Source organism: Spirillospora sp. CA-108201, from assembly GCF_050936235.1.
Taxonomy (GTDB): domain Bacteria; phylum Actinomycetota; class Actinomycetes; order Streptosporangiales; family Streptosporangiaceae; genus Spirillospora.
In genome coordinates, this window is the sequence record NZ_JBNJNE010000001.1 from 8,589,402 (window position 1) to 8,613,270 (window position 23,869).

General features: G+C 69.1%; 19 protein-coding genes, 1 tRNA gene and 3 rRNA genes. 9 read left to right on the forward strand and 14 right to left on the reverse strand.

Annotated features, from left to right (window positions below; genetic code table 11):
* Positions 1-98: 98 nt before the first annotated feature.
* On the forward strand, positions 99-485 hold the full coding sequence (locus ACQEU6_RS41095) for a hypothetical protein (protein ID WP_499339102.1): 387 nt from the start codon (positions 99-101) through the stop codon (positions 483-485).
* An 84-nt stretch (positions 486-569) separates the two neighbouring features.
* Positions 570-642, forward strand: a tRNA-Ala gene (locus ACQEU6_RS41100).
* A gap of 47 nt (positions 643-689) precedes the next feature.
* On the opposite strand, the gene ACQEU6_RS41105 is transcribed toward ACQEU6_RS41100, so the two are convergent.
* Complete coding sequence (locus ACQEU6_RS41105; RefSeq protein ID WP_499339104.1) at positions 690-1,790, reverse strand: baeRF2 domain-containing protein; 1,101 nt, start codon at positions 1,788-1,790, stop codon at positions 690-692.
* Positions 1,791-2,139: 349 nt separating this feature from the next.
* Entirely contained in the window at positions 2,140-2,397 is a 258-nt protein-coding gene (locus ACQEU6_RS41110) for a DUF7218 family protein (protein WP_499339105.1), read from the reverse strand.
* Between the two features lie 67 nt (positions 2,398-2,464).
* Between ACQEU6_RS41110 and ACQEU6_RS41115 the strand changes: the two genes are divergently transcribed.
* Positions 2,465-5,704, forward strand: coding sequence for an AfsR/SARP family transcriptional regulator (locus ACQEU6_RS41115; RefSeq protein WP_499339107.1), 3,240 nt, complete (start codon positions 2,465-2,467; stop codon positions 5,702-5,704).
* A gap of 98 nt (positions 5,705-5,802) precedes the next feature.
* On the opposite strand, the gene ACQEU6_RS41120 is transcribed toward ACQEU6_RS41115, so the two are convergent.
* Positions 5,803-6,624 (reverse strand): ABC transporter permease, encoded by an 822-nt coding sequence (locus ACQEU6_RS41120; RefSeq protein WP_499339108.1) that lies wholly within the window; start codon positions 6,622-6,624, stop codon positions 5,803-5,805.
* Positions 6,621-7,598 carry an ATP-binding cassette domain-containing protein gene (locus tag ACQEU6_RS41125; RefSeq protein ID WP_499339109.1) on the reverse strand — a complete coding sequence of 326 codons (978 nt, stop codon included), beginning with the start codon at positions 7,596-7,598 and terminating at the stop codon, positions 6,621-6,623. Before ACQEU6_RS41125 ends, ACQEU6_RS41120 begins: the two co-directional genes overlap by 4 nt.
* 765 nt (positions 7,599-8,363) lie before the next feature.
* On the opposite strand from ACQEU6_RS41125, the gene ACQEU6_RS41130 reads away from it, so the two are divergent.
* The 3 genes from ACQEU6_RS41130 (at position 8,364) to rrf (ending at position 13,707) form a co-directional block, all read left to right on the forward strand.
* Positions 8,364-9,879, forward strand: a 16S ribosomal RNA gene (locus ACQEU6_RS41130).
* 446 nt (positions 9,880-10,325) lie between these two features.
* Positions 10,326-13,439, forward strand: a 23S ribosomal RNA gene (locus ACQEU6_RS41135).
* Positions 13,440-13,590: 151 nt separating this feature from the next.
* A 5S ribosomal RNA gene (gene rrf / locus ACQEU6_RS41140) occupies positions 13,591-13,707 on the forward strand.
* The 16S, 23S and 5S rRNA genes sit together here, the layout of an rRNA operon.
* A 63-nt stretch (positions 13,708-13,770) precedes the next feature.
* On the opposite strand, the gene ACQEU6_RS41145 is transcribed toward rrf, so the two are convergent.
* From ACQEU6_RS41145 to ACQEU6_RS41155, 3 genes are read right to left on the reverse strand one after another with little or no spacing between them, the layout of a single operon-like run.
* Positions 13,771-14,160 carry a VOC family protein gene (locus ACQEU6_RS41145; protein WP_499339110.1) on the reverse strand — a complete coding sequence of 130 codons (390 nt, stop codon included), beginning with the start codon at positions 14,158-14,160 and terminating at the stop codon, positions 13,771-13,773.
* 34 nt (positions 14,161-14,194) lie between these two features.
* Positions 14,195-14,476, reverse strand: a complete 282-nt coding sequence (locus ACQEU6_RS41150) for an ArsR/SmtB family transcription factor (RefSeq protein ID WP_499340512.1) — start codon at positions 14,474-14,476, stop codon at positions 14,195-14,197.
* A 28-nt stretch (positions 14,477-14,504) separates the two neighbouring features.
* Positions 14,505-15,980 (reverse strand): MFS transporter, encoded by a 1,476-nt coding sequence (locus tag ACQEU6_RS41155; protein ID WP_499339111.1) that lies wholly within the window; start codon positions 15,978-15,980, stop codon positions 14,505-14,507.
* Between the two features lie 154 nt (positions 15,981-16,134).
* On the opposite strand from ACQEU6_RS41155, the gene ACQEU6_RS41160 reads away from it, so the two are divergent.
* A complete protein-coding gene (locus ACQEU6_RS41160) occupies positions 16,135-16,521 on the forward strand; it encodes a helix-turn-helix domain-containing protein (RefSeq protein WP_499339112.1) in 387 nt (128 codons plus the stop codon).
* Positions 16,488-16,976 carry an MmyB family transcriptional regulator gene (locus ACQEU6_RS41165; RefSeq protein WP_499339113.1) on the forward strand — a complete coding sequence of 163 codons (489 nt, stop codon included), beginning with the start codon at positions 16,488-16,490 and terminating at the stop codon, positions 16,974-16,976. Before ACQEU6_RS41160 ends, ACQEU6_RS41165 begins: the two co-directional genes overlap by 34 nt.
* A gap of 386 nt (positions 16,977-17,362) precedes the next feature.
* Here the strand turns inward: ACQEU6_RS41165 and ACQEU6_RS41170 are convergent, their stop codons facing one another.
* Positions 17,363-18,070 carry an SDR family NAD(P)-dependent oxidoreductase gene (locus ACQEU6_RS41170; protein ID WP_499339114.1) on the reverse strand — a complete coding sequence of 236 codons (708 nt, stop codon included), beginning with the start codon at positions 18,068-18,070 and terminating at the stop codon, positions 17,363-17,365.
* A 78-nt stretch (positions 18,071-18,148) separates the two neighbouring features.
* Here ACQEU6_RS41170 and ACQEU6_RS41175 point away from each other — a divergent pair, with 78 nt between their 5' ends.
* Positions 18,149-18,778 carry a TetR/AcrR family transcriptional regulator gene (locus tag ACQEU6_RS41175; protein WP_499339115.1) on the forward strand — a complete coding sequence of 210 codons (630 nt, stop codon included), beginning with the start codon at positions 18,149-18,151 and terminating at the stop codon, positions 18,776-18,778.
* 24 nt (positions 18,779-18,802) lie between these two features.
* Here the strand turns inward: ACQEU6_RS41175 and ACQEU6_RS41180 are convergent, their stop codons facing one another.
* The 6 genes from ACQEU6_RS41180 to ACQEU6_RS41205 form a co-directional block, all read right to left on the reverse strand.
* Entirely contained in the window at positions 18,803-19,294 is a 492-nt protein-coding gene (locus ACQEU6_RS41180; RefSeq protein WP_499339116.1) for a 2-thiouracil desulfurase family protein, read from the reverse strand.
* A 147-nt stretch (positions 19,295-19,441) separates the two neighbouring features.
* The gene (locus tag ACQEU6_RS41185) at positions 19,442-20,260 is read right to left on the reverse strand and encodes an SDR family NAD(P)-dependent oxidoreductase (protein ID WP_499339117.1); all 819 of its coding nucleotides are present in this window, start codon (positions 20,258-20,260) and stop codon (positions 19,442-19,444) included.
* A 125-nt stretch (positions 20,261-20,385) separates the two neighbouring features.
* The gene (locus ACQEU6_RS41190) at positions 20,386-21,444 is read right to left on the reverse strand and encodes a flavin-containing monooxygenase (protein ID WP_499340514.1); all 1,059 of its coding nucleotides are present in this window, start codon (positions 21,442-21,444) and stop codon (positions 20,386-20,388) included.
* The gene (locus ACQEU6_RS41195; RefSeq protein WP_499339119.1) at positions 21,354-21,932 is read right to left on the reverse strand and encodes a flavin-containing monooxygenase; all 579 of its coding nucleotides are present in this window, start codon (positions 21,930-21,932) and stop codon (positions 21,354-21,356) included. Before ACQEU6_RS41195 ends, ACQEU6_RS41190 begins: the two co-directional genes overlap by 91 nt.
* Position 21,933: 1 nt before the next feature.
* Positions 21,934-22,935 carry an AurF N-oxygenase family protein gene (locus tag ACQEU6_RS41200; RefSeq protein ID WP_499339121.1) on the reverse strand — a complete coding sequence of 334 codons (1,002 nt, stop codon included), beginning with the start codon at positions 22,933-22,935 and terminating at the stop codon, positions 21,934-21,936.
* Positions 22,936-22,993: 58 nt separating this feature from the next.
* On the reverse strand, positions 22,994-23,668 hold the full coding sequence (locus tag ACQEU6_RS41205) for a TetR/AcrR family transcriptional regulator (RefSeq protein ID WP_499339122.1): 675 nt from the start codon (positions 23,666-23,668) through the stop codon (positions 22,994-22,996).
* Positions 23,669-23,869: the final 201 nt, after the last annotated feature.

A 23,869-nucleotide genomic window follows, 5' to 3' on the forward strand; every position in this document is an offset into this window, starting at 1 on the left:
ATGACGGCGGCTACCTTTCCCCCCACCGCGCTTCACCAAGTCGATCATGCGGGAAGGCCCTCACGTGGCGATGCATGATCGAGATGAGGGTTGACCCCATGAGAAGCCGGTTCACCGGGAAGAGGCTGCTGCTGGCCGCAGCGGTCGCCGGGGCGTCCGTCACGGCGACGACCGTTCCCGCGAAGGCCGCTCCGCCGCCCGACCACCAGGTCGACGACTGCGCCAAGGCGCTCGAAGTGCTGTCCTCCTTCAAGCTGCTCCCGAAACAGCCCGACCTCGGCCGGACCCTGTGCTCCATCGCGCAGCTGCAGAAGGATCAGAAGGACGAGTACACCAACGAGGTCCACACCGAGTACACCGACGAGAACGGCAAGAAGGTCGAGAGAGACACGGCTCTCGGCTCCGTCGAGTGGCTCAAAAGCCTCACCGTCAATGTCCCGACGACCAACGACCGCTGGTACGTCTACACCTCGAAGAACCGCTGAACCGCGCGCCGGCCGCGGAGGCCCGACCCTCCGCGGCCCGCGCGTCCCGAGCGCTCCCAACGTGCACTAAGCTTTTCCTCGCGAGGGGCTATGGCGCAGTTGGTAGCGCGCCTCCATGGCATGGAGGAGGTCTGGGGTTCGAATCCCCATAGCTCCACAGACGAACCGGAAGTGGCAGCCGAAGGCGTCGCTCCTTTTCGTTTCTCAGGCGGTGAACCGCAGGACGGCGCCCACGTGCAGGGTCGGGCCCGGGCCGTCCGAGGGCAGGACGACCAGTTCGCCGTCGGTCGCCGCGGCGGCTCTGACCAGCGCGGCGTCGGCGCGGTCCTCGCGGGGGTCGGCCACGCCGAACTCCTCGCGCAGCTCCTCGGCCGTGGTGGCGACCTGGGACGGGTCGGGGCCGACCCACAGCCGGGCGTGCGAGTCCAGGTCGTCCGCCAGCAGGAGCGTCTCCACCCGGGCCTGGCGCACGGCCTCCGTCGTCGCGTCCAGTCCGGAGACGGCGCGCTGGCCGTTGGCCAGTTCCCGGTCGAAGCGCTCCGCCACGGTCATGATGCGCTCGGTGGACTTCAGCCGCAGGAGGCGGCGCAGTTCGACGTCGAGATCCGGGTCGTCGACCGTGGTGTTCTTGTCGGCCTCGACGGTGTGCTCCAGGACGTGCTCCGAGACCTCCTCCAGGACCGCCGTCCGGGCGCGGGTGTCGCCGGCGATCACGACGGCCTCGGCGCCGCAGCGCTCCGCGGCTTTGTCGATCTCGTGGGCGACCTTCTTGGCGTTGCCCTTCCAGACGTTCTCCGCGGAGCGCTGGAAACGGGACTGGTTCCAGTCGCCCGCCTTGACCTTGCGAATGGGGTAGTCCTCGTCCCCGTCCACCTCGATGCGCTCGCGCCTCCCGTCGGCCGTGACGCAGTCGATCGCGCCGCCGCGCCGGTCGACGACCGCGAGCAGATGCGGGAACCGCTCGCCGCGCTCGACGAGGTAGGGCAGCACGTCCGGGAGCGGGGCGAGGGTCGCGCGCGTGCTGCGGGGCGGGCCCGGGAGGCGTTCGCTGTGCACCACCTCGCCGTCCGCCGCGAAGACCACGAGGCCTTCGGAGCGGCGCAGCGCCATGTCCTCCTGGACGGTCTGCTCGATCGCGCGGAGCGTGGCGTCCGGCGTGCTCCGGGCCTCCAGGTCCGAGCGCAGCGCCCGCCACCGCAGCTCCGCGGCCTTGGACGCGTCCTCGGTGGTCCGGGTGAGGTCGGCGTACACCGACGCGTAGGGGCCCGGCCGTTGGTACAGCGTTTTGAGGAATGCCAGATCCATGGGTTCGCCGTACCCCCCGTATCTGTGACAAACGTGGCGCTTGTGGCGTCAGCCCTCGGCGGACTTCTGGAGCCGCGCGTAGGCGAGCTGCAACCAGTCCGACCCGGCGACCGCGGTCATCGTGGCGCCGGCGAGGCCGATCTCCGGGGCGCGGTCGCGGAGGCGGCGGCCGAGCAGCGCCGGCGTCCCCGTGGTGACGGCGTAAGTGCCGAGATGGGAGCCGAGCGGCCGGTCCTCACCGGCGGCCTACTCCGCCTTCTGCCGGCGCGCGGTGTCGACGACCCCGTTCATGGACTCTCCTTCTTTCGGGGGCGGTCGGGCAGGAGAGCACCGGCCTCGCCGGGCGTCGCTAGTGGTCGCGCAGCGCCTTGACCAGCTCCGCCTTGTTCATCGAGGAGCGTCCCCCGATGCCGATCTCGCGGGCGCGCTTGATGAGGTCGTCCTTCGTCCACTCGTCGTAGGCGGGGCTCTTGCCGCCCCTGCGGCCGACCTTCTTCTCGCCCTCGCCCGCGGACGCGTCGGCGATCCGCGCCGCCTTCTCCTTGCTCTCGCCCTTGTCGCGGAGCGCCCGGTACTTCTTCTCGTCCTTGATCTGTGCTCTGGGCATGGGGAGCCCGTACCCGGCCCGCGAGATCCACACATCGGGGACAATGGCACCCGGGAAGGGGGCACGCGTGCGCATCGGCATCCTGGGACCGCTCGACGTGCGGGACGGGGCCGCGCGATCCGTCGAGGTCACGGGCCGCAGGCTGCGGGCCCTCCTCGTGCGGTTGGCGGCCGAGGCGGGCCGCCCCGTGTCGGCAGAGCGGCTGCTCGACGACCTGTGGGAGGGCGCCCCGCCCGGCGGGAACGCGCTCCAGGCGCTCGTGTCCCGGCTGCGCGGCGTCGCCGGACGGGACCTGGTCGAGCACGGCCCGGCCGGCTACCGGCTCGGGATCGAACCCGGCGAGATCGACGCGGTCGCGTTCGAGCGGGCCGTCGCCGCCGCCCGCGCCGCCGAGGACCCCTGCGCGCGGGCGGACGGCCTGCGCGCGGCGCTCGCGCTGTGGCGCGGGCCCGCCCTCGCCGACGTCGCCGACGCCGAGTTCGCCCACCCGACCATCGCGCGGCTGGAGGAACTGCGCCTCGCCGCCGTGGAGGACCGCGTCGACGCCGAGATCGCCGCGGGGCTCCCCGTCCCGCCGGTCGCGGAACTGGAGCCCCTCGCCGCCGCGAACCCGCTGCGCGAGCGCCTGCGCGGCCAGCTGATGCGCGCCCTGTACGCGGCGGGGCGCCAGGCCGACGCCCTGGAGGTGTACGAGGAGACGCGGCGCGCCCTCGCCGACCGCCTCGGCGTCGACCCGTCCCCGGAACTGGCCGCCGTCCACCTGTCGATCCTGCGGCGCGAGACGGCGGCCCCGCGGCCGGAGCCGGAGCCGGCGCCGCCCCCCGCCGTCCCGCGGCCCGCGCGCACCAACCTGCCCTCGCAGCTCACCAGCTTCGTCGGACGGGAGGAGGAGTCGCAGCGGGTCGGCAAGCTGCTCCGCGAGACCCGCCTGGTCACCCTGACCGGCCCCGGCGGCGCCGGCAAGACGCGGCTGGCCGGCGAGAGCGCCGCCGCGCTCCTCGACGAGATGCCGGACGGCGTGTGGTTCGTCCCGCTCGCCCCCGTGAGCGACCCGGGCGACGTCGTGCAGGCGGTGCTGTCGGCGCTGGCGGTCCCCGAGAGCGTCCGCCCCACCGAGACCACCCGCGTGGTGGTGCGGCCCCTCGAACGGCTCACCGACTTCCTCGCAGCCAAGCGGGCCGTGCTCGTCCTCGACAACTGCGAGCACCTCATCGACGCCGTCGCGCGGCTCGTCGACCACGTCGTCGCGCACGCCGACGGCGTCCGCGTCCTCGCGACCAGCCGCGAACCGCTCGGCATCACCGGCGAGTCGCTGTGCCCGGTGCCGTCGCTCCCGCTGCCGGCCGAGGACGAGGCCGACCCGGCCGACGCCCTCGGCCACGCCTCGGTGCGGCTGTTCGCCGACCGCGCCGCCGCCGTCCGCCCCGGCTTCGCCGTGGACGCCGGCAGCGTCGCCGACGTCGTCGCGATCTGCCGCGCGCTCGACGGCATCCCGCTCGCGATCGAGCTCGCCGCCGCCCGGCTGCGCTCCCTCACGCCCGGCCAGGTCGCGTCCCGCCTCGGCGACCGGTTCCGGCTGCTGACCGGCGGCAGCCGCACCGCCCTGCCCCGGCACCGGACCCTGCGCGCCGTCGTCGACTGGAGCTGGGAGCTGCTGGACGAGGGGGAGCGCGCCGTCCTGCGCCGCCTCGCGGTGTTCGCCGGCGGCGCCACGCCGGACGCCGCCGTCCGCGTGTGCGGCCTCGACGCGCCGGACGCCCCCGACCCGCAGGACGTCATCGACGTGATCGCGGCGCTCATCGACAAGTCGCTGGTGATGGCCGACGGCGACACCGACGTCCGCTACCGGCTGCTGGAGACCGTCCGCGTCTACGCGGGGGAGCGGCTGGAGGAGTCCGGCGAGACCCGCCGCGTCCGCGACGCGCACGCCGCCTACATGGTCGGCTTCGCCGAGCGCGCCGAGCCGGAGCTGCGCCGCCGTGACCAGCTGATCTGGTCCGCCCGGCTGGCCGCCGAACGCGAGAACTTCACCGTCGTGTTCCGGCACGTCACCGAGGTCGGAGACGTCGAGGCGGCCCTGCGGCTCGTGGCCGGGCTGGTGTGGTTCTGGATCCTGCGCGACATGGAGCGCGAGTCGGGCGGCTGGACGGTCGTCGTCCGCGACATGGCGGGCGGCGCCGCACCACCCGGCCTGGACGAGCCGTACGCCATCAGCGTGATGGCCGCCGCCATGGTGACCGAGATGACCAAGGAGTCGGGGCCCACGCAGGAGTCGCTGCGCCGGGCCATGACCGACGCGTTGGGCGTGGTGCCCCTGGCGCCCGTGTACCCCCTGCTCGCCCTCGCCGAAACGGCGGTGAGCATGTTCGGCGGGGGCATGGCGGAGGTCCGGCGGAGCCTCGGCCGCATCCGCGACCACGCCGACCCGTGGGTGCGGGCCGTCGCCCGCGTCATCCTCGCGCACATGGAGATCCACCACGGCGAGATCGACGACGCCGCCGTCCAGGCCGCCGACGGCTACGCGCGGTTCCGCGAGCTGGGCGACCGGTTCGGAATGATCGTCGCGCTGAGCGGGATGATGCAGACCGCCATGGCGCGCGGCGACCTGGCGGAGGCCGTCCGCCTCGGCGAGGAGGCCCACGGCTACGCCACGGGCGGCGTCAGCCCCGAGCAGGGCTCCGCGCTGCTCGCCCAGCTCGCCTGGGCGCGCGCCCGGCAGGGCGAGGTCGCGCGCGCCCGATCCGACCTCGAACGCGCCGTGGTCCAGTCCGAGCGCATCGGCGAGTTCGCCGACGCCGCGAACTCGTCCCTCATGCTGTGCGAGATCGCGCTGCTGGAAGGCGACCGCGAGACCGCACACGCCCATGCCGACCGCGCGTGCACGTGGGTCGAGTCGCGCGTCCACCGCCCCGACTTCGCGCAGACCGCCCGCAGGACGTTCAGCCGCCTGGGCTGCCTGGCGGAGGAGGAGGGCGACCTGGAGGCCGCGAAGCGCCGGCACGTCCAGGCGCTGAGCGACCTGCCGAACGACGCGATGATGGGAAACCCGACCGTGGCGGCCCTCGTCGAGGGCGTCGCCGCCTACGCCGCCGCGCGCGGGGAGCACGTGCGCGCCGCCGAACTGCTGGGCACGGCGCACAACCTGCGCGGCTACCGCGACGCGGCGAGCTACGAGGTCCGCCGGACGCTGTCGCTCGCCGGCGGCGTCCTCGGCGAGGAGGGGTTCGCCGCCGCATACGAGCGGGGGCGGCAGGTCACGCGGGACGACGTCTTCGAGCAGGCGGGCGGGCTGGTCACCTCCATCTGACCGCGCCCGCGCGGCGGCCGGCGCCTCCGGCGCACGAGGGCGCGTCGCCCCGAGGACCGACTCCTCGGGGCGACGCGCCCTCGCCCGCGGACCGGGCGTCAGGCCCTCCGCGAGTACATGCGCATGGCCAGCGGGAACGTGACGACGACGATCCCCGCCGCCCAGGCCAGCGTGTACCAGACGTGGTTCCCGACCGGGCCGCCGACCGTCAGGGCGCGCACCGACTCCGCCAGGTGCGTCACCGGGTTGACCTTCGTCCACGCCTCAAGCCAGCCCGGCATCGTGGACGTGTCCGGCACGAGGATGCTGCTGCCGAACGTCAGCGGCATCACCCAGATGAACGCGAGCCCCTGCACCGTCTCCGGCGTCGGAGCGACCAGCCCCACGAGCACGGAGATCCAGCAGACCGCCAGGTAGAACACGTACGCCAGCGCGAACGCCGCCAGGACCGACAGCGGATCGGTGTGGAACCGGAACCCGAGCACCGACCCGAACCCCACGAGCACCGTCATCACGGTGATGAACCGGACCGTGTCCCCGAGGACCGTCCCGAGCAGCGGCGCCGAACGAGCGATCGGAAGGCTCCGGAACCGGTCGAAGACGCCCCTGTGGATGTCCTCGTTCAGCGCCGTCCCGAGCCCCATCGTGGCGAACATCGCCATCTGCGCGACGAGTCCCGGCAGCAGCTGCTGCAGGTAGGAATGCGTGTCGCCGGACACCGCGCCGCCGAACACGTACAGGAACAGCAGCAGGAACACGATCGGCATCAGCGTCGTGTCCAGCAGCTTCTCCGGCGAGTGCTTCAGCTGGGCGACGTTGCGCCACGCCAGCGTCAGGCCGTGCCGCAGCGTCCTCCGCACGCTGATGCGCGCGGGCGGCTCAGCGGCGGAGTGACGGCCGTCAAGAGTGATCGCGGTCATGCGAGGCTCCCCTCGGTAACGAGCTCGGAGGCGGTCTCTTCGGCGTGGTGGCCCGTCAGCGTGAGGAACACCTCGTCCAGGCTCGGCATCCGCAGCGCCAGTTCCGCCGCCACGATGGACGCCTCGTCCAGCCGCCGCACCAGGACCGACAGCAGGCGCGGATCGTGCACGGGCGCCGTGACGAGGCCCGTGGCCTCCTGCACCTCCGGGCTCTCCCCGGTCAGTTCCGCGACGATCGCGCTGAGCTGCGCGGTGCGGAACGGCTCGGCCGTCCGGACCAGCAGGGTCTGCCGCCCGATCCGCCCCTTCAGGTCGTCGGAGGTGCCCTCCGCGATGACCCGCCCGTGGTCGAACACCGCGATCCGGTCGGCGAGCGCGTCGGCCTCCTCCAGGTACTGGGTGGTCAGCAGCACCGTCGCCCCTTCGGCGACGACCTCCCGGACCGTGTCCCAGACCTCGTTGCGCGCCCGCGGGTCCAGCCCGGTCGTCGGCTCGTCCAGAAAAATGATCTCCGGGTGGTTGATCAGGCTGGCCGCCAGGTCAAGCCGGCGGCGCATCCCGCCCGAGTACGTCTTCGCGGCGCGCGCCCCCGCGTCGGTGAGCCGGAAGCGGTCGAGCAGCCGCCGCGCCCGCGCCTTCGCCTCCGCGCGGCCGAAGTCCAGCAACCGGGCGATCATCACGAGGTTCTCGAAGCCGGTCAGCTCCTCGTCCACCGACGCGTACTGCCCGGTCAGCCCGATCTTCGCGCGGACGCGCACCGCGTCCTTGACCACGTCGTACCCGCCCACCTCGGCACGTCCGGCGTCCGGCTTCAGCAACGTCGCCAGCACGCGCACCGCGGTGGTCTTGCCCGCCCCGTTCGGCCCGAGGACCCCGAGCACCGTGCCGCGCCGCGCGGTGATGTCCACACCGTCGAGCGCCTTCGTCTCCCCGAAGCGCTTCCGCAGCCCCTCCGCGCGGATCACATCGTCCATCTGGGCGCCTCCCGTAAGTCTTTCGCTGTGACGGTCACCACCGTGGGGCAGGGCGCTGACACCGCGCGGACACCGGCGCGCCGCCGCTGACGTGACGCTGACGGCACGCTCACGCCACCGACTTGAACCGCGCATGACCTGGAGGTTTCGGCGAACGGGCCAACATGTGGCCGATCCCGATTTGACGGGCCCTCCGAGGCTGCCTAATGTCTGTGGTGCCCCAAGGGGATGCGGGACGCCGACAGGCGGACGGCCCCAGGGGACACCGAAAGAGGAAAACGGTTCGCAGGGCTCTGCGGGCCGGGGTACTCTTGAAGGGCAAGCCCAGGACGGGATGCAGGACACCGCAAGGTGGCCGGCCCGCAGGGCGCCTCCCACAGAACGATCTCTCCGAGTCTTCGGCTTGGTGTTGTGTCGTCCGCGTGGGGGACCGGCCCACTTTCGTTCGTCGAAAAGATCTTCGCGGATCGGCTTGACAGCGAGGATGAGTCTGGTAATTTAGCAGGGTTGCCCCGGAGCCGGGGGCCGCGGAAGCGGGGTCCGGCGCGGTGGGTGTCCGTTTCTTGAGAACTCAACAGCGTGTTAAAAGCCAGTGCCTTTATCGGCTCGGTCATGTTTTGGCCGGGTCGCCCCGTGCCGCTCTCGTTTATTCGGGGGTGGTGGGGATTTCTTTGAGGCAATGTCACCTCGTTTGAGGTGGCGATGCTGGGATTGTTTCCTGAGGTTTGGCTGGTCGGGGTTCGCCCCCTGGCTGGTCGTGTGACCTTGATGGAGAGTTTGATCCTGGCTCAGGACGAACGCTGGCGGCGTGCTTAACACATGCAAGTCGAGCGGAAAGGCCCCTTCGGGGGTACTCGAGCGGCGAACGGGTGAGTAACACGTGAGCAACCTGCCCCTGACTCTGGGATAAGCCCGGGAAACTGGGTCTAATACCGGATGTGACCAGCCTCCGCATGGGGTGTTGGTGGAAAGTTTTTCGGTTGGGGATGGGCTCGCGGCCTATCAGCTTGTTGGTGGGGTGATGGCCTACCAAGGCGACGACGGGTAACCGGCCTGAGAGGGCGACCGGTCACACTGGGACTGAGACACGGCCCAGACTCCTACGGGAGGCAGCAGTGGGGAATATTGCGCAATGGGCGGAAGCCTGACGCAGCGACGCCGCGTGAGGGATGACGGCCTTCGGGTTGTAAACCTCTTTCAGCAGGGACGAAGCTAACGTGACGGTACCTGCAGAAGAAGCGCCGGCTAACTACGTGCCAGCAGCCGCGGTAATACGTAGGGCGCAAGCGTTGTCCGGAATTATTGGGCGTAAAGAGCTCGTAGGCGGTTTGTCGCGTCTGTCGTGAAAGCCCACGGCTTAACCGTGGGTCTGCGGTGGATACGGGCAGACTAGAGGCAGGTAGGGGAGAATGGAATTCCCGGTGTAGCGGTGAAATGCGCAGATATCGGGAGGAACACCGGTGGCGAAGGCGGTTCTCTGGGCCTGTACTGACGCTGAGGAGCGAAAGCGTGGGGAGCGAACAGGATTAGATACCCTGGTAGTCCACGCCGTAAACGTTGGGCGCTAGGTGTGGGGTCCTTCCACGGATTCCGCGCCGCAGCTAACGCATTAAGCGCCCCGCCTGGGGAGTACGGCCGCAAGGCTAAAACTCAAAGGAATTGACGGGGGCCCGCACAAGCGGCGGAGCATGTTGCTTAATTCGACGCAACGCGAAGAACCTTACCAAGGCTTGACATCGCCGGAAAACCATCAGAGATGGTGGGTCCTTTTGGGCCGGTGACAGGTGGTGCATGGCTGTCGTCAGCTCGTGTCGTGAGATGTTGGGTTAAGTCCCGCAACGAGCGCAACCCTCGTTCCATGTTGCCAGCACTTCGGGTGGGGACTCATGGGAGACCGCCGGGGTCAACTCGGAGGAAGGTGGGGATGACGTCAAGTCATCATGCCCCTTATGTCTTGGGCTGCAAACATGCTACAATGGCCGGTACAGAGGGCTGCGATACCGTGAGGTGGAGCGAATCCCTTAAAGCCGGTCTCAGTTCGGATCGAAGTCTGCAACTCGACTTCGTGAAGTCGGAGTCGCTAGTAATCGCAGATCAGCAACGCTGCGGTGAATACGTTCCCGGGCCTTGTACACACCGCCCGTCACGTCACGAAAGTCGGCAACACCCGAAGCCCGTGGCCCAACCCTTGTGGGGGGAGCGGTCGAAGGTGGGGCCGGCGATTGGGACGAAGTCGTAACAAGGTAGCCGTACCGGAAGGTGCGGCTGGATCACCTCCTTTCTAAGGAGCATCAACTGGCCGGGTCGCCTCGTGAGAGGGATTCCGGTCGGTGGCTGCTGTTGACAGCGAATGTCTGTCAGGTGGCTGCTCATAGATGTGGAGCACTGGCTACTCAGTCTGCTGGCCGTGCGGCTCAGCTAGTACCGCTTCGGGGGTGACCTCGGGGAGTGGGAAAGGTGAGCTCCGGGCGGCTGGGAGGCTGAACACGCTGTTGAGTCCTGAGGGAACGGGCGCAAGCCCGGGTGGCCTCGGATTGCGGGACCAGAACCGCACCTCTTGGTTGGGGTGTGGTTTTGGTGGGCCCGGTTGTTTTTTGAGAACTGCACAGTGGACGCGAGCATCTCTGGTGAACGATGAGAGCTCCTTGGAGTGATCCTCTCTTGTGAGGGGTTGTCTTCGGGTTGTTCTTGTTTGTTTATCTGCGATTTGTTCTGATCGTTTTGTGTGTTCAAGTTTTTAAGGGCATACGGTGGATGCCTTGGCATCAGGAGCCGATGAAGGACGTGGGAGCCTGCGATATGCCTCGGGGAGTCGGCAACCAGACTTTGATCCGGGGATTTCCGAATGGGGAAACCTGGCACTCGTCATGGGGTGTCGCCGCCTGCTGAATGTATAGGCAGGTTGGTGGGAACGCGGGGAAGTGAAACATCTCAGTACCCGCAGGAAGAGAAAACAATAGTGATTCCGTGAGTAGTGGTGAGCGAAAGCGGAGGAGCCTAAACCGTGCGCGTGTGATAGCCGGCAGGCGTTGCGTGTGCGGGGTTGTGGGACCACCCTGGTCCAGCTGCCGCTGGGCCGAGGAGTTATAAACTGCTCGGATAGTCGAATGGCTTGGGATGGCCGACCGTAGACGGTGAGAGTCCGGTAGACGAAATTTGAGTGGCTTCTGGGTGTGTTCCCGAGTAGCACGGGGCCCGTGAAATCCCGTGTGAATCTGCCACGACCACGTGGTAAGGCTGAATACTTCCTGATGACCGATAGCGGACCAGTACCGTGAGGGAAAGGTGAAAAGTGCCCCGGTGAGGGGTCGTGAAATAGTACCTGAAACCGTGTGCCTACAAGCCGTCAGAGCCTCCTCGGCGACTCTTCGGGGTTGTTGTTGGTGATGGCGTGCCTTTTGAAGAATGAGCCTGCGAGTTATGGTGTGTGGCGAGGTTAACCGGTGGCGGGTAGCCGTAGCGAAAGCGAGTCTGAATAGGGCGTTTTTAGTCGCATGCTGTAGACCCGAAGCGGAGTGATCTAGCCATGGGCAGGGTGAAGCGCCGGTAAGACGGTGTGGAGGCCCGAACCCACCAGGGTTGAAAACCTGGGGGATGACCTGTGGTTAGGGGTGAAAGGCCAATCAAACTCCGTGATAGCTGGTTCTCCCCGAAATGCATTTAGGTGCAGCGTCGCGTGTTTCTTGCCGGAGGTAGAGCTACTGGATGGCTGATGGGCCCTACCAGGTTACTGACGTCAGCCAAACTCCGAATGCCGGTAAGTGAGAGCGTGGCAGTGAGACTGCGGGGGATAAGCTTCGTAGTCGAGAGGGAAACAGCCCAGATCATCGGCTAAGGCCCCTAAGCGTGTGCTAAGTGGGAAAGGATGTGGAGTTGCTGTGACAACCAGGAGGTTGGCTTAGAAGCAGCCACCCTTGAAAGAGTGCGTAATAGCTCACTGGTCAAGTGATTCCGCGCCGACAATGTAGCGGGGCTCAAGCACACCGCCGAAGCCGTGGCATTGACACCATGTGGTGTTGATGGGTAGGGGAGCGTCCTGTATCCGGTGAAGCCTCGGGGTGACCCAGGGGTGGAGGGTGCGGGAGTGAGAATGCAGGCATGAGTAGCGAATCACACGTGAGAAACGTGTGCGCCGGATGACCAAGGGTTCCTGGGGCAGGCTAATCCGCCCAGGGTAAGTCGGGACCTAAGGCGAGGCCGACAGGCGTAGTCGATGGACAACGGGTTGATATTCCCGTACCCGCTGGTATGCGCCAACGCTGAACCTTCTGATGCTAACCACCCGAACTGTTCTTTGGGCCTTCGGGCCTGGTGGATGGGGAGCGTGGGACCCGAGGGGGTAGTAGGTGAGTGATGGGGTGACGCAGGAGGGTAGCTCAGCCCGGGCGATGGTTGTCCCGGGGTAAGGCTGTAGGGAGAGAGACAGGTAAATCCGTCTCTCGCGTATCCTGAGAGCTGATGCCGAGCCGTTTTAGGTGAAGTGAGTGATCCCATGCTGCCGAGAAAAGCCTCTAGCGAGTGTACCGGCGGCCCGTACCCCAAACCGACTCAGGTGGTCAGGTAGAGAATACCAAGGCGATCGGGTGAACTGTGGTTAAGGAACTCGGCAAATTGCCCCCGTAACTTTGGGAGAAGGGGGACCTTGCCTGGTGATGGCATTTTCTGTCTGAGCTGGGTGGGGTCGCAGAGGCCAGGGGGAAGCGACTGTTTACTAAAAACACAGGTCCGTGCGAAGTCGTAAGACGCTGTATACGGACTGACGCCTGCCCGGTGCCGGAACGTTAAGAGGACCGGTTAGGGGGACTTGTTCCTTCGAAGCTGAGAATCTAAGCGCCGGTAAACGGCGGTGGTAACTATAACCATCCTAAGGTAGCGAAATTCCTTGTCGGGTAAGTTCCGACCTGCACGAATGGCGTAACGACTTCCCCGCTGTCTCAACCACAGGCCCGGCGAAATTGCAGTACGAGTAAAGATGCTCGTTTCGCGCAGCAGGACGGAAAGACCCCGGGACCTTCACTATAGCTTGGCATTGGCGCTTGGAGCGTCTTGTGTAGGATAGGTGGGAGACTCTGAAGCTCAGACGCCAGTTTGGGTGGAGTCATTGGTGAAATACCACTCTGGTCGTTTTGAGCGTCTAACCCGCACCCGTGTATCCGGGTGGGGGACAGTGCCTGGTGGGTAGTTTAACTGGGGCGGTTGCCTCCCAAAATGTAACGGAGGCGCCCAAAGGTTCCCTCAGCCTGGTTGGCAATCAGGTGGCGAGTGCAAGGGCACAAGGGAGCTTGACTGTGAGACGGACGTGTCGAGCAGGTGCGAAAGCAGGGCCTAGTGATCCGGCACCTACGTGTGGAAGTGGTGTCGCTCAACGGCTAAAAGGTACCCCGGGGATAACAGGCTGATCTTCCCCAAGAGTCCATATCGACGGGATGGTTTGGCACCTCGATGTCGGCTCGTCGCATCCTGGGGCTGGAGTAGGTCCCAAGGGTTGGGCTGTTCGCCCATTAAAGCGGCACGCGAGCTGGGTTTAGAACGTCGCGAGACAGTTCGGTCCCTATCCGCTGTGCGCGTAGGAGAATTGTGAGGGTCTGTCCCTAGTACGAGAGGACCGGGACGGACGAACCTCTGGTGTGCCAGTTGTCCCGCCAGGGGCACGGCTGGTTGGCTACGTTCGGTCGGGATAACCGCTGAAAGCATCTAAGCGGGAAGCCTTCCTCGAGATGAGTTCTCCCACCCCTTTGTGGGTGTAAGGCCCCCGGTAGACGACCGGGTTGATAGGCCGGAGATGGAAGCGCGGTAACGTGTGGAGTCGACCGGTACTAATAGGCCGAGTGGCTTGAACACACTGAACGTTCAGAGTGAGTCGCTGTGTGAGTTGTTCGCGTCCCTGTGTGGTTCCCAGGAAACAACCGGGAACCCGTGTTGATAAGTGAATGTCGAGCCGAATGGTTCGAACGTGGATTTGCCCGCCCCTTTGGGGTGGTGCGTTGAGACGTTCGGTGGTTTTGGCGAGGGGGAAACACCCGGTCCCATCCCGAACCCGGAAGTTAAGCCCTTCAGCGCCGATGGTACTGCATGGGGGACCGTGTGGGAGAGTAGGACGCCGCCGGACATATTTTGCAGAAAGGCCCCGCCGTTACCGGCGGGGCCTTTCTCATTTCGGCGGGGTGAACGGTCAGCTGGGCCGGTGGGCGATCTGGATGAGGTTGCCGCAGGTGTCGTCCAGGACGGCCGTGACCACCGGGCCCATCGCGACGGGCTCCTGGGTGAAGTGGACGCCGAGATCGCGTAGCCGGTCGTACTCGGCCTTGACGTCGTCGACGTCGAACGAGGCGTAGGGGATGCCGTCGGCGACCAGCGCCTTCTTGAACGGCTTCACCGCGGGGTGGCTGCTGGGTTCCAGAAGCAGGTTGGTGCCCTCCGGGTCTTTCGGGGACACCACCGTCAGCCACCGGTCCTCGCCCAGCGGGACGTCATGCTTCTTCTCGAACCCGAGTACCTCGGTGTAGAACCTGAGCGCCTTCGTCTGGTCGTCCACGAACACGCTCGCCAGGTTGATCCTCATGCCGGTTCCCTTTCCGCCTGCCTCGGAGCCGCTGTCAGGACCGCTCCGTGCCCATGGGTCTGTGAAGCCACCGCTCGACGATGTACTGGAGCGGGCTCGTGTTGATGTAGTGGAACTTGTACCGGCCCTCGCGCCTGGTCTCGACCAGGCCGGCGGCCTCAAGGACGTCGAGATGCTGCGAGATCGCCTGCCGTGACGAGCCGAGCCCGTGCATGGTCGTCAGGCGGCCGCAGATCTCGAAGAGCGTCTGCCCGTTCTGGCGGGTCAGCTCGTCGAGGATGGTGCGCCGGGTGGGGTCGGCCAACGCCCTGAACATGTCTCCCACTCACCCAACGTTAGGCAAGTCATCGCTTGCCTGTCAATGTCGGCCTCGGAGCGGCTCGACGGCTGATCCCGGGGGTGCCCCGAGGGGGCGTCCGGAGGAGCAGCGGCAATGCGGCGGCGGCCAGGCAGAGGAGACCTGCCACGAGGGTCGCCGCGTGCAGGCCGCCCAGGGTGGCCTGCACCGGGTCGGTCGTGGACGGGAACGCGCGGGCGCGGGCCGTCACCACGGCCGCCAGGCCGGCCGTGCCGACGCCGCCGAGGAACTGCGGCAGTTGGGACAGGCCGCCTGCGGTGCCCTGCTCGTCGTCCCGCAGTTTGGACGTCATGGTGGTGATGAAGGAGACGACCGTCAGGACGTGGCCGAAGCCCATCGCGGCGGACGTGGCGAGCAGGAGCGCATGCCCGTCCTCGGCCGGGAGGAGGACCATCGCGCCGGTGCCCACCCCCTGCACGGCGAGGCCGAGGCTCATGGCGCGAGGCTCGCCGAACGCTGTGATCAGCCGGGCCGCCAGCGCGCCGGCGGCCAGGGCCGCGATGCCCTCCGCCAGGAAGCCGGCGCCCGTGGCCAGTGCCGAGTATCCGAGCACGTCCTGCATGTAGAGGCTGAGCAGGACCGTCGTGCCGCCGCACATGCCGAGAGTGACGAGGCCGACGAGACCGCTCCACTTCACCGTCGGCCTGTTCAGCAGTCCCAGCGGGATCAGGGGAGCCGGGTGCCGTCGCTCCACCAGGAGGAACGCGCCCAGAGAGAGCACGGACAGGGAGAGCGCCCCCAGCGTCGGCGGGCTCGCCCACCCTGCGCCCGCCCCCGTTGAGATGCCGTAGACCAGTGAGAGCAGGCCGACGCTCGCCAACGCGGCGCCGGGAACGTCCAGGCGGGCCGCCGCCTGGGCGCCGGTGCCGCGCGGCAGCGTGGTCGTGCCGAGGAGCACCAGGGCGCTGATGGCGGCCAGGAGCAGCATGGTCCAGCGCCAGTTCAGGCCGCTGGTGATGACGCCGCCGCCCAGTGTGCCGAGCACGAATCCCAGCGACAGCACCGCGCCGTTGACGCCCAGCGCACGCGTCCGGCGGGGCCCTTCCGGGAACGCCGCCGTCATCAGCGCGATCGCCGTCGGGGTGATCATCGCGGCGGACGCGCCCTGGCCGGCGCGGGCGGCGATCAGCGGCGCGGGGCCGGGGGCCAGCGCCGCCCCGAGGGAGAAGGCCCCGAACAGGACGGCTCCCAGGGTGAACAGCCTGCGGTGGCCGACGATGTCGGAGACGCGGCCGAACAGGGGCAGCAGGCTCGCGGTCGGCAGCAGGCAGGCCGTCGCGATCCACTGCAGCGAACCGGCGCTCGCGAAGCCCAGGTCGCGTCCTATCTCGGGCAGGGCCACCGTCACCACCGAGAAGTCCAGGCCGGTCATGAACGTGGCGCCGCACAAGGTGATCAGGATCGGCCATCCGCGGCGGCCGAGTGCGCTGGAACGCGTGTGCCGGATCGAGTCGTCCGTCATGTTCGCCTTTCCCGTGTGCCGTGCCGGGACGCAGGACGTCGTCCCGGCAAGCCCCACCCTGCGGCGAACCGTGTGCGCTACCCAGCCCCCTGCTGAGGGCACCCCTGCCGTGCCTACACCTGAGGGGTGCAGGCAAGAAGGGAGGAATAAGAGCATGCTGGACGGCATGGAGCAGCGGTCCGAACTCGGCGACTTCCTGCGCAGCCGGCGCGCACGGCTCCGCCCCGAGGACGTCGGCCTGCCCGACTACGGCGGGCGGCGGCGCGTGCCCGGGCTGCGCCGCGAGGAGCTGGCCCAGCTCGCGGGCGTCAGCGCCGGGTACTACACGCGGTTGGAGCAGGGCCAGAGCACCAACGCCTCGGAGGCCGTCCTCGACGCGATCGCCCGCGTGCTGCGGCTGGACGGGACGGAGCACTCCCACCTGCGGAGTCTCGCCCGCCAGAAGGCGGAACCGCGCCGGCGCCCGCGACCGGAGCGGCTGCGTCCGGCCGTCCGGCCGTCCGGCTCATGGTCGCGGCGTTCGGTGGCACCCCCGCCCTGATCATGGGACGCCGCTACGACGTCCTCGCCTGGAACCGCGCCGCCCACGCGCTGCTCGCCGGGCACCTCCCGTTCGAGGCGCCCGAGCGGCCTCGTGGACGCCCCAACATCGCCCGCCTCGTCTTCCTGGACGCGCACACGCGCGAGCTGTACGCCGACTGGCGGACCAAGGCCCGGGACACGGTCGCGGACGTGCGCATGACCGCCGTCCGCCATCCCCACGACGCGGAGCTGACCGGCCTCATCGGCGAGCTCACCGTGCACAGCCCCGAGTTCGCGTCCCTCTGGGCGGCGCATCCGGTCCAGGACTGCGCCGTCCGGTACACGCGCGAGTTCCGGCATCCGCTGGTGGGGGTGATGACGCTGAACAACGAGATCTGGAGCTGTCCAATGACGAGGGCCAGCGCATGGCCGTGTTCACCGCCGCCCCCGGCACCCCCTCGGCGGCGGCGCTGAGCCTTCTCACGGACCTCGCGAGTCAGAGGGCCGCCGTGGTGGAGAGGTCTTCGGAGCGGTCGCTCCCGGCGTAGAGGTGCGAGGCGCGCGAGCCGGATGCTCGCGCGCCGGGAACGGCTGGACGGAACGGCCGAGGACCGAGCCGCGTCCTATCGCCTACGAAAGATCGCTGGGGAGGTCGCGCATGCCGAACGCGTGGGACGAGCCCCCCGCCATGTGATCGTCGGCCTCGACGGCGCCGACCACGTCGACGCGCCGGGTCTGGGCGTGCTGATGGGGCCCACACCGAGCCGGTGCCGCCGGTCACCAGGGGCATCCCGCTCTACGACTCGGTGGAGCAGGCCCTCGCCGCCGCCCAGGAGGATCGGCCGGCCTGACGGCCGCGTTCAGCCCAGGGCGTTGAAGACGGCTTCGGGGCCGTCGCGCTTGGCGTAGAGGTCCCACGCGGCGTCGGCGATGGCGTCGGGATCGAGGGTGCCGACGGTGAGGCCGTCCAGGTCGTCCAGCTGGGTGGTGACCATCCGGTGGATGTCGCCGCGCTCGATGAGGCCTCCGATCGTCAGCGTCCCGGCGTAGATCCCCTTCTCGGCCAGGGCCGCGTTCAGCGTCAGGGCGTAGTTCCGCAGGGCCGCCGAGGAGAGCGCGAAGCCGCCGAGCATGGGCATCGGGACGACGGCGCTGAGGCCGCCCGCGAACAGCAGCCCGCCGCCGCCGCGCTCCAGCATCCCGGGCAGGACGGCGCCCACCGCGTCGATCGCGGGATACATCCAGCTCATCGCCTCCTGGGCGGTCGGCACGTCCATCGAGGTGACGGAGGCCGGCCGGGCGGCGGGGTCCGCCGCGCCGGGCCCGTAGTAGAGGACGTCGACGGGGCCGATCGCGTCGAGCGCGGCGAGCAGCGCGTCGCGGTCGCGGACGTCCGCGGCGCGGGCCGTGGCCTCGATGCCCTCGGCCTCCAGCGCCGCGAGGTAGGCGGGGTGGCGCGTCCGGTTCCTGGACAGGAGCACGATCTTGTGGCCTTCGCGGCCGAAGCGGTGGGCGACGGACATGCCGAGACCCGGTCCGGCCCCGATGACGACGGTCGTGGAAGACATACGGACCTCCCGTAAGTTGAGGATGGCCTCAAATTACCATGAAACTTGAGGGCGACCTCAATTTCATAGGATGGGCGCATGGCCGGGATGAGCAGGCCGCCTCGGGCGGACGCCGTGCGCAATCGGGACAAGCTGGTGGCCGCCGGCGCGGCCGTGTTCGGGGAACGCGGCCTCGACGCGCCGCTGGAGGAGGTCGCGCGGCGGGCGGGCGTGAGCATCGGCACGCTCTACAACCACTTCCCCGCGCGCGAGAACCTGTTCGACGCCATCTTCCCCGCGCGCCTGGCCGCGCTGGACGAGATCGTCGAGCGGTCCCTGGCCGATCCCGATCCCTGGGGCGGGTTCGTCGCCTACATCGAGGGACTGTTCGCGCTGCAGGCCGAGGACCGCGGGCTCAACGACGCGCTCGCCCGGCGCTTCCCGCGCGCCTCCGAGTTGAACGCCGCCTGCCACCGGGGGCTGGAACACCTGGTGACGATCATGGCCAGGGCCCAGGAGTCCGGTGATCTGCGGCCCGACTTCGAGCCGCAGGACGTCATGACGCTGATGTGGGCGATGTCGCAGGTCATCCGGGAGTCGGCGGACGTCGCGCCCGACGCCTGGCGGCGCTGCCTCGGGTTCTTCCTCGACGGGCTGCGCGCCGAGGCCGCGCGGCCGCTGCCCGTCCCGGCGCTGACCCCCGAGCAGGTCGCGCGCTTCACGGCGTGAGTCCAGGCGCCGGGTTCCGCCCGCTCAGCCTTCCAGATCGTTCAGGAGCGCCTGCAAAGCGTCCAGTTCGTCCTCGCCGAAGACGTGGACGCCCGACCGGCGCAGGAGGGCCGTCGTCACGCCCGAGCCGGGGACGGGCGTGCCGGTGAAGGTGCCGTCGTAGACGCGGCGGCCGCCGCAGGACGGGCTGCCCTCCTTGAGCAGCGCGACGCGGACGCCGGCGCGCCGCGCGGTCTCCAGGGCCAGGCGGGCGCCGCGGAGGAACTCGCGGGTGACGTCGGCGCCGTCGCCGGTGAGGATGCGGGCGGAGCCGTCGAGGACGTCGCCGCCGTCCCCGCCGACGATCTCGGCGGGCGGGCGCGGAACGGGCAGGCCGCCCGACACCTCAGGGCAGAACGGGACGAGGCGGCCCTCGGCGCGCCAGCGCTCGAAGGGACCGCCGGCCATCGGCTTGGCCGCGCCGTCGTAGCGGACGGGCCGCCCGGCGAGGCACGAGCTGACCAGGATGCGCTCCACGCCGCCCAGCCTATGCGGGCCGGGCCCATGAGGCGCACGCCGCCCTCGCGGCGGTGCGGCGGCTCGCCGCGGCACCGCCCTGAACGACCCGCACGTCCCCTTTCGACCTTTGGCGTCCGCGGCCGCCGCAGGTCGAAAGGAAGCGTCCTACTGGCCGGCGCGGATGCGGTTGACGGCGATCTGGGCGACGCGGACGGCGGCGCCCGGGTTGAGGCGGACCCCGCGCCAGGCGAGGCGGCCGTGGGCGGGCGCGACGATGAGCGCCTGGTTCTTGGCGACGCCGCGCATGATGTCGCGGGCGAGCTTCTCGGCCGTGTAGAGGCGCGGGGCGGCCTTCGCGATGTCGCCGGTGGCGTCGCCGCTCAGCGGGGTCTCGGGCAGGTCGGGGTTGACGTTGTGCAGCAGCGGGGTGTCCACGAAGCTCGGGCACACCACGCTGACCTTGACGCCGCGCCCGGCGGCCTCGGCGCGCAGGCCGAGGGAGAGGCCGACGACGGCGTGCTTGGTGGCGGTGTAGGGGATGCCGATCGGCATCGGGACGAGCCCGGCGAGCGAGGCGGTGTTGACGATGTGGCCGCGGCCCTGCTCCAGCATGATCGGGTAGGCGGCGTGGACGCCGTGCACGACGCCCTTGAGGTTGATGTCGATGGCGCGGTTCCAGTGGTCGAGGGTGAGTTCCTCGGCCAGCCCGCCGACCGCGATGCCCGCGTTGTTGAACACCAGGTCGAGCCGTCCGTGGTCGGCCTTGACGCCCTCGCAGAGGTCGGCGACGGCCTCGGCGTCGGTGACGTCGAGGGGGGCGGAGGCGGCCTTGCCCCTGCCGAGGGTGTTCAGCCTGTCGGCGACCTGCGCGGCGCCCTCGGCGTTGATGTCGGTGACCACGACGGTGTCGCCGCGCGCCACCAGGGACGTGGCGATCGCCCGGCCGATGCCGGACGCTCCTCCGGTCACGATCGCGATGCTCATTGGCGCTCCGCTCGGGGTGAACAGCGGGCCCGGGCTCGGGGGTGGAGCGAGCCCGGACCGCACCGGCTAATTGGATGTTCTGTTCAATTGCGTGGATTCTAGGCGGCGGTGCGGGCCGCGGGTACTCAGCGGGACGACAAACCCGCCGCCGCCGACTCGTCCCGGCGCTCGATCTCGAAGTCGCCGGGGTCGAGGCGGCGGGTCCGCAGCCAGAAGGCGAGGGTGGACGCCGGCCACGCCGCCCGGTTCACGCCGTCGCGGTCGAGGTACCAGCTGTCGCAGCCGCCGGCCACCCACACGGCGCCCTCCGACCGCCGCCGCACCCAGCGGTTGAACCGGTCCTGCGCGGACGGCCTGACCGAGATCGCGGAGCCGCCCGCGCAGTCCAGCATCGCCAGGCACTGCAGGACGTAGCGGACCTGCGCCTCGATCATGAAGATCATCGAGTTGTGGCCGAGGCCGGAGTTCGGGCCGAGCAGCAGGAACAGGTTCGGGAAGCCCTTCACCGCGACGCCGAGGTGCGCCTCGATGCCGTCCCGCCAGGCGTCCTGGATCTTCAGCCCGTTCCGGCCGACGATGCGCGCGTCGGCGAAGGCGTCGGTGACGTGGAAGCCGGTGCCGAAGACGATGGCGTCCACCTCGTGCTCACGCCCGTCGCGCGTGACGATCGAACGGGGGCGGACCTCGGCGATGCCCTCGGTCGTCAGCTCCACGTCGGGCCGCATCAGCGCCGGGTAGTAGTCGCTGGACACCAGCGTGCGCTTGCAGCCCATCGTGTAGTCGGGCGTGAGCTTGCGGCGCAGGTCCCGGTCCGGCACCTGCCGGGCCATGTGCAGGCGCGCCAGGGAGGCGGCCGCCTTCAGCAGCCGCGGGTTCTTGAACCCGAGGACGAAGCTCTCCTGCATCAGGTAGATGCCGTTGCGGTACCCGCGCTGGACGAGCGGCGCCCGGCGGAACAGCGCGCGCTCCACGCCGGTGACCCGGCGGTCGGGCTTCGGCAGGATCCACGGCGGCGTCCGCTGGAACACCGTCAGATGCCGGACCCTCTTCGCGATCCGCGGGACGAACTGGATCGCGGACGCGCCCGTCCCGATCACCGCGACCCGCTTGCCCGCCAGGTCGTAGGAGTGGTCCCACTCGGCGGAGTGGAACGCCTTCCCCTCGAACGAGGCGAGACCGGGCAGGTCGGGGCGGGGATGCTCGGACGGTGCAGCGGCCCCATCCCGGCGACCAGGGCCCGCCCGCGGACGGTCTCGCCGCCGTTGACGGTCACCTGCCAGGTCCCGGTGGCGTCGTCGTACTCCGTCGCGGTCACCTCGGCTTTGAACCGGATGTGCTGCGCGAGTTCGTACTTGTCGACGACGTCCTTGATGTACCGCAGCAGCTCGCCCTGCTCGGGGAACATCCGCGACCAGTCGCTCTTCGGCTCGAACGAGTAGGAGTACAGCAGCGACATGATGTCGCACGCGCAGCCGGGATAGGTGTTCTCCCGCCACGTCCCGCCGACCTCGTCCGCCTTCTCCAGGATGACGAAGTCGTGCACGCCGGCCTTCTTCAGCCCGATCGCCATCCCGAGGCCGGAGAAGCCCGTCCCGATGACGACGACCCTGTACGGGCCGCCCGGTCCCGCCGCGGGCGTGACGACGGCGGGACCGCTCTTGGCCTGCGCCATTCTAGGCGGCCTTGGCCGGCTCGACGGAGCGGCGCCGCTTGGGCTCGTCCCAGATGCCGAAGGCCCTCCAGACCTGTCGGCTCACCGGCGTGACCACGCCGAGCTCGGCCATCAGGTCGCGGATCTTGCCGACGGAGTTGGAGATCTCCGCCTGCGCCGCGTCGTTCTTGTAGGCGGCGCGGACGACGTCCTTCGGGATGTTGAAGTGCCGCACCATCGGACCGGGCGGGGACAGCATGATCCGCGCCATCACGCCGAGGACGACGGGCGTCGCGATGCCGAGGATGCGGCGGCGCGCCGGGTTCATGTTCGGGACCCGGTGCTTGAGGTAGTGCCGGGCGAAGGAGATGTGCCGGGCCTCCTCCGCGATGTGGATCTTCATGATGGTCTCCTCCAGGGGGTGCTTGATGTGCCCGCCCTTGAGGGACTTGCGCTGGACGTAGTCGATCGGGTCCTCGCCGCCGAGCACGAAGACGAAGAACATCTCGGTGCTGACCAGCGGAATCCACGGGGCCGCCTGCGCGATGAGGTTGAGCGCGCGTGGCATGCCGCTGATCGGCATCTTCGTCCGGTTCACGAACTCCTGGAACATCATCCCGTGATGACACTCCTCGGTCGTCTCGTGGTAGACGTACCGGAACTCGGGCCGGCCGTTCGGCAGCCGGTAGGCGTAGTTGAGCAGCCCGCGCTTCAGCAGGTTCTCGAACTGGAGTCCGATCTTCATCGCGGTGGCGACGCGCCAGAGGCCGATCTGCGACTGGATCTCCGGCGGCTGCGACTGGTACCACGCGGTCTCCCCGAGCCGGTCGAACGGCGGCAGGACCCAGCGCGGGTCGTTCTTGTCGACGAGGAACTCGGGGTCGTCCCAGGGGATGTCGGCGTAGGCCTCCCAGTGCTTCTCGACCGAGGCCTTGTTCAGGCGGTCGATGACGCCGAGGTACGACTTCTTGTCCTTGACCTGCTCGCGGACCTCGTCGGCGAGTTCGGTGGGGGCTTTCGGCATGGGGGACGCTCCCTCGGGGCGGTGCGGTCGGCCGGGGCCGGTGTGTGACGGGTCGTGGCTAGGGGCCGGTGCGGGGCCGGGCCTCCGCCGTGCCCTGCTCGGGGACGATCAGCTGCGCGACGTCCTTGACCTGGCGCAGCACGGCGGCCTGGTGGCCGTCGGCGTCGTCGTCCAGCGCGTTCTGGATGGACAGCCCGACGAACATGGCGAACAGCGTGCGCAGCGTCGTCGAGACGAAGTCGGGGGGAAGGGTGTTGTCGGGGAACAGCCGCTCGAACGTCTCCGTGATCACCTGGAGGATCCGCTCGTTCAGGTCGCGGCACAGGGGCCGCAGCTCGTCGTCGGTGCGGGCCGCCACCGCCAGCTCCATGAGGGCCTTGGCCGGACGGCCGCGGAACACCTCCCAGAGCAGGTCGAGCGCCCCCGACACGTTGCGCCGCTCCGCCGGCAGCACCGCGAAGGCCGTCTCGTAGGCCAGGCGCTGCGCCTCCAGCAGGTGCTCCAGCGCGGCCGCGACGAGGACCATCTTCGTCGGGTAGTGGTGCTGCTGCGCGCCGCGCGAGACGCCGGCGCGCCGGGCCACCTCCGTGGTGGACGTCCCGGACCAGCCGAGGTCCACCAGGCACTCCGTGGTGGCCTCCAGGAGCCTGGCCTGCGTGCGCGACCGGCGCTCCTCCTGCGTGCGCCGCCCGGAGGAGCCGTACCGGTGGCGTCTGCGGCTGCTTACTGACACGTCTCCGAAGGTACGAGCGCGACATACATGCAATCAAGCCTGCATGTATGTTGCCCGCATCACAATTGGACGTCGAGTCTTATTGATCTTCGCTGGTCCGCCGTACCGCACCGGACGTACCCGGCGCCCCGCGCGGCCTCCCCGGGGAGCAGGCGCGGTGCCTCTCCTGGCCCGACGACGGGCCCCCTGCCGCGGGGCCAC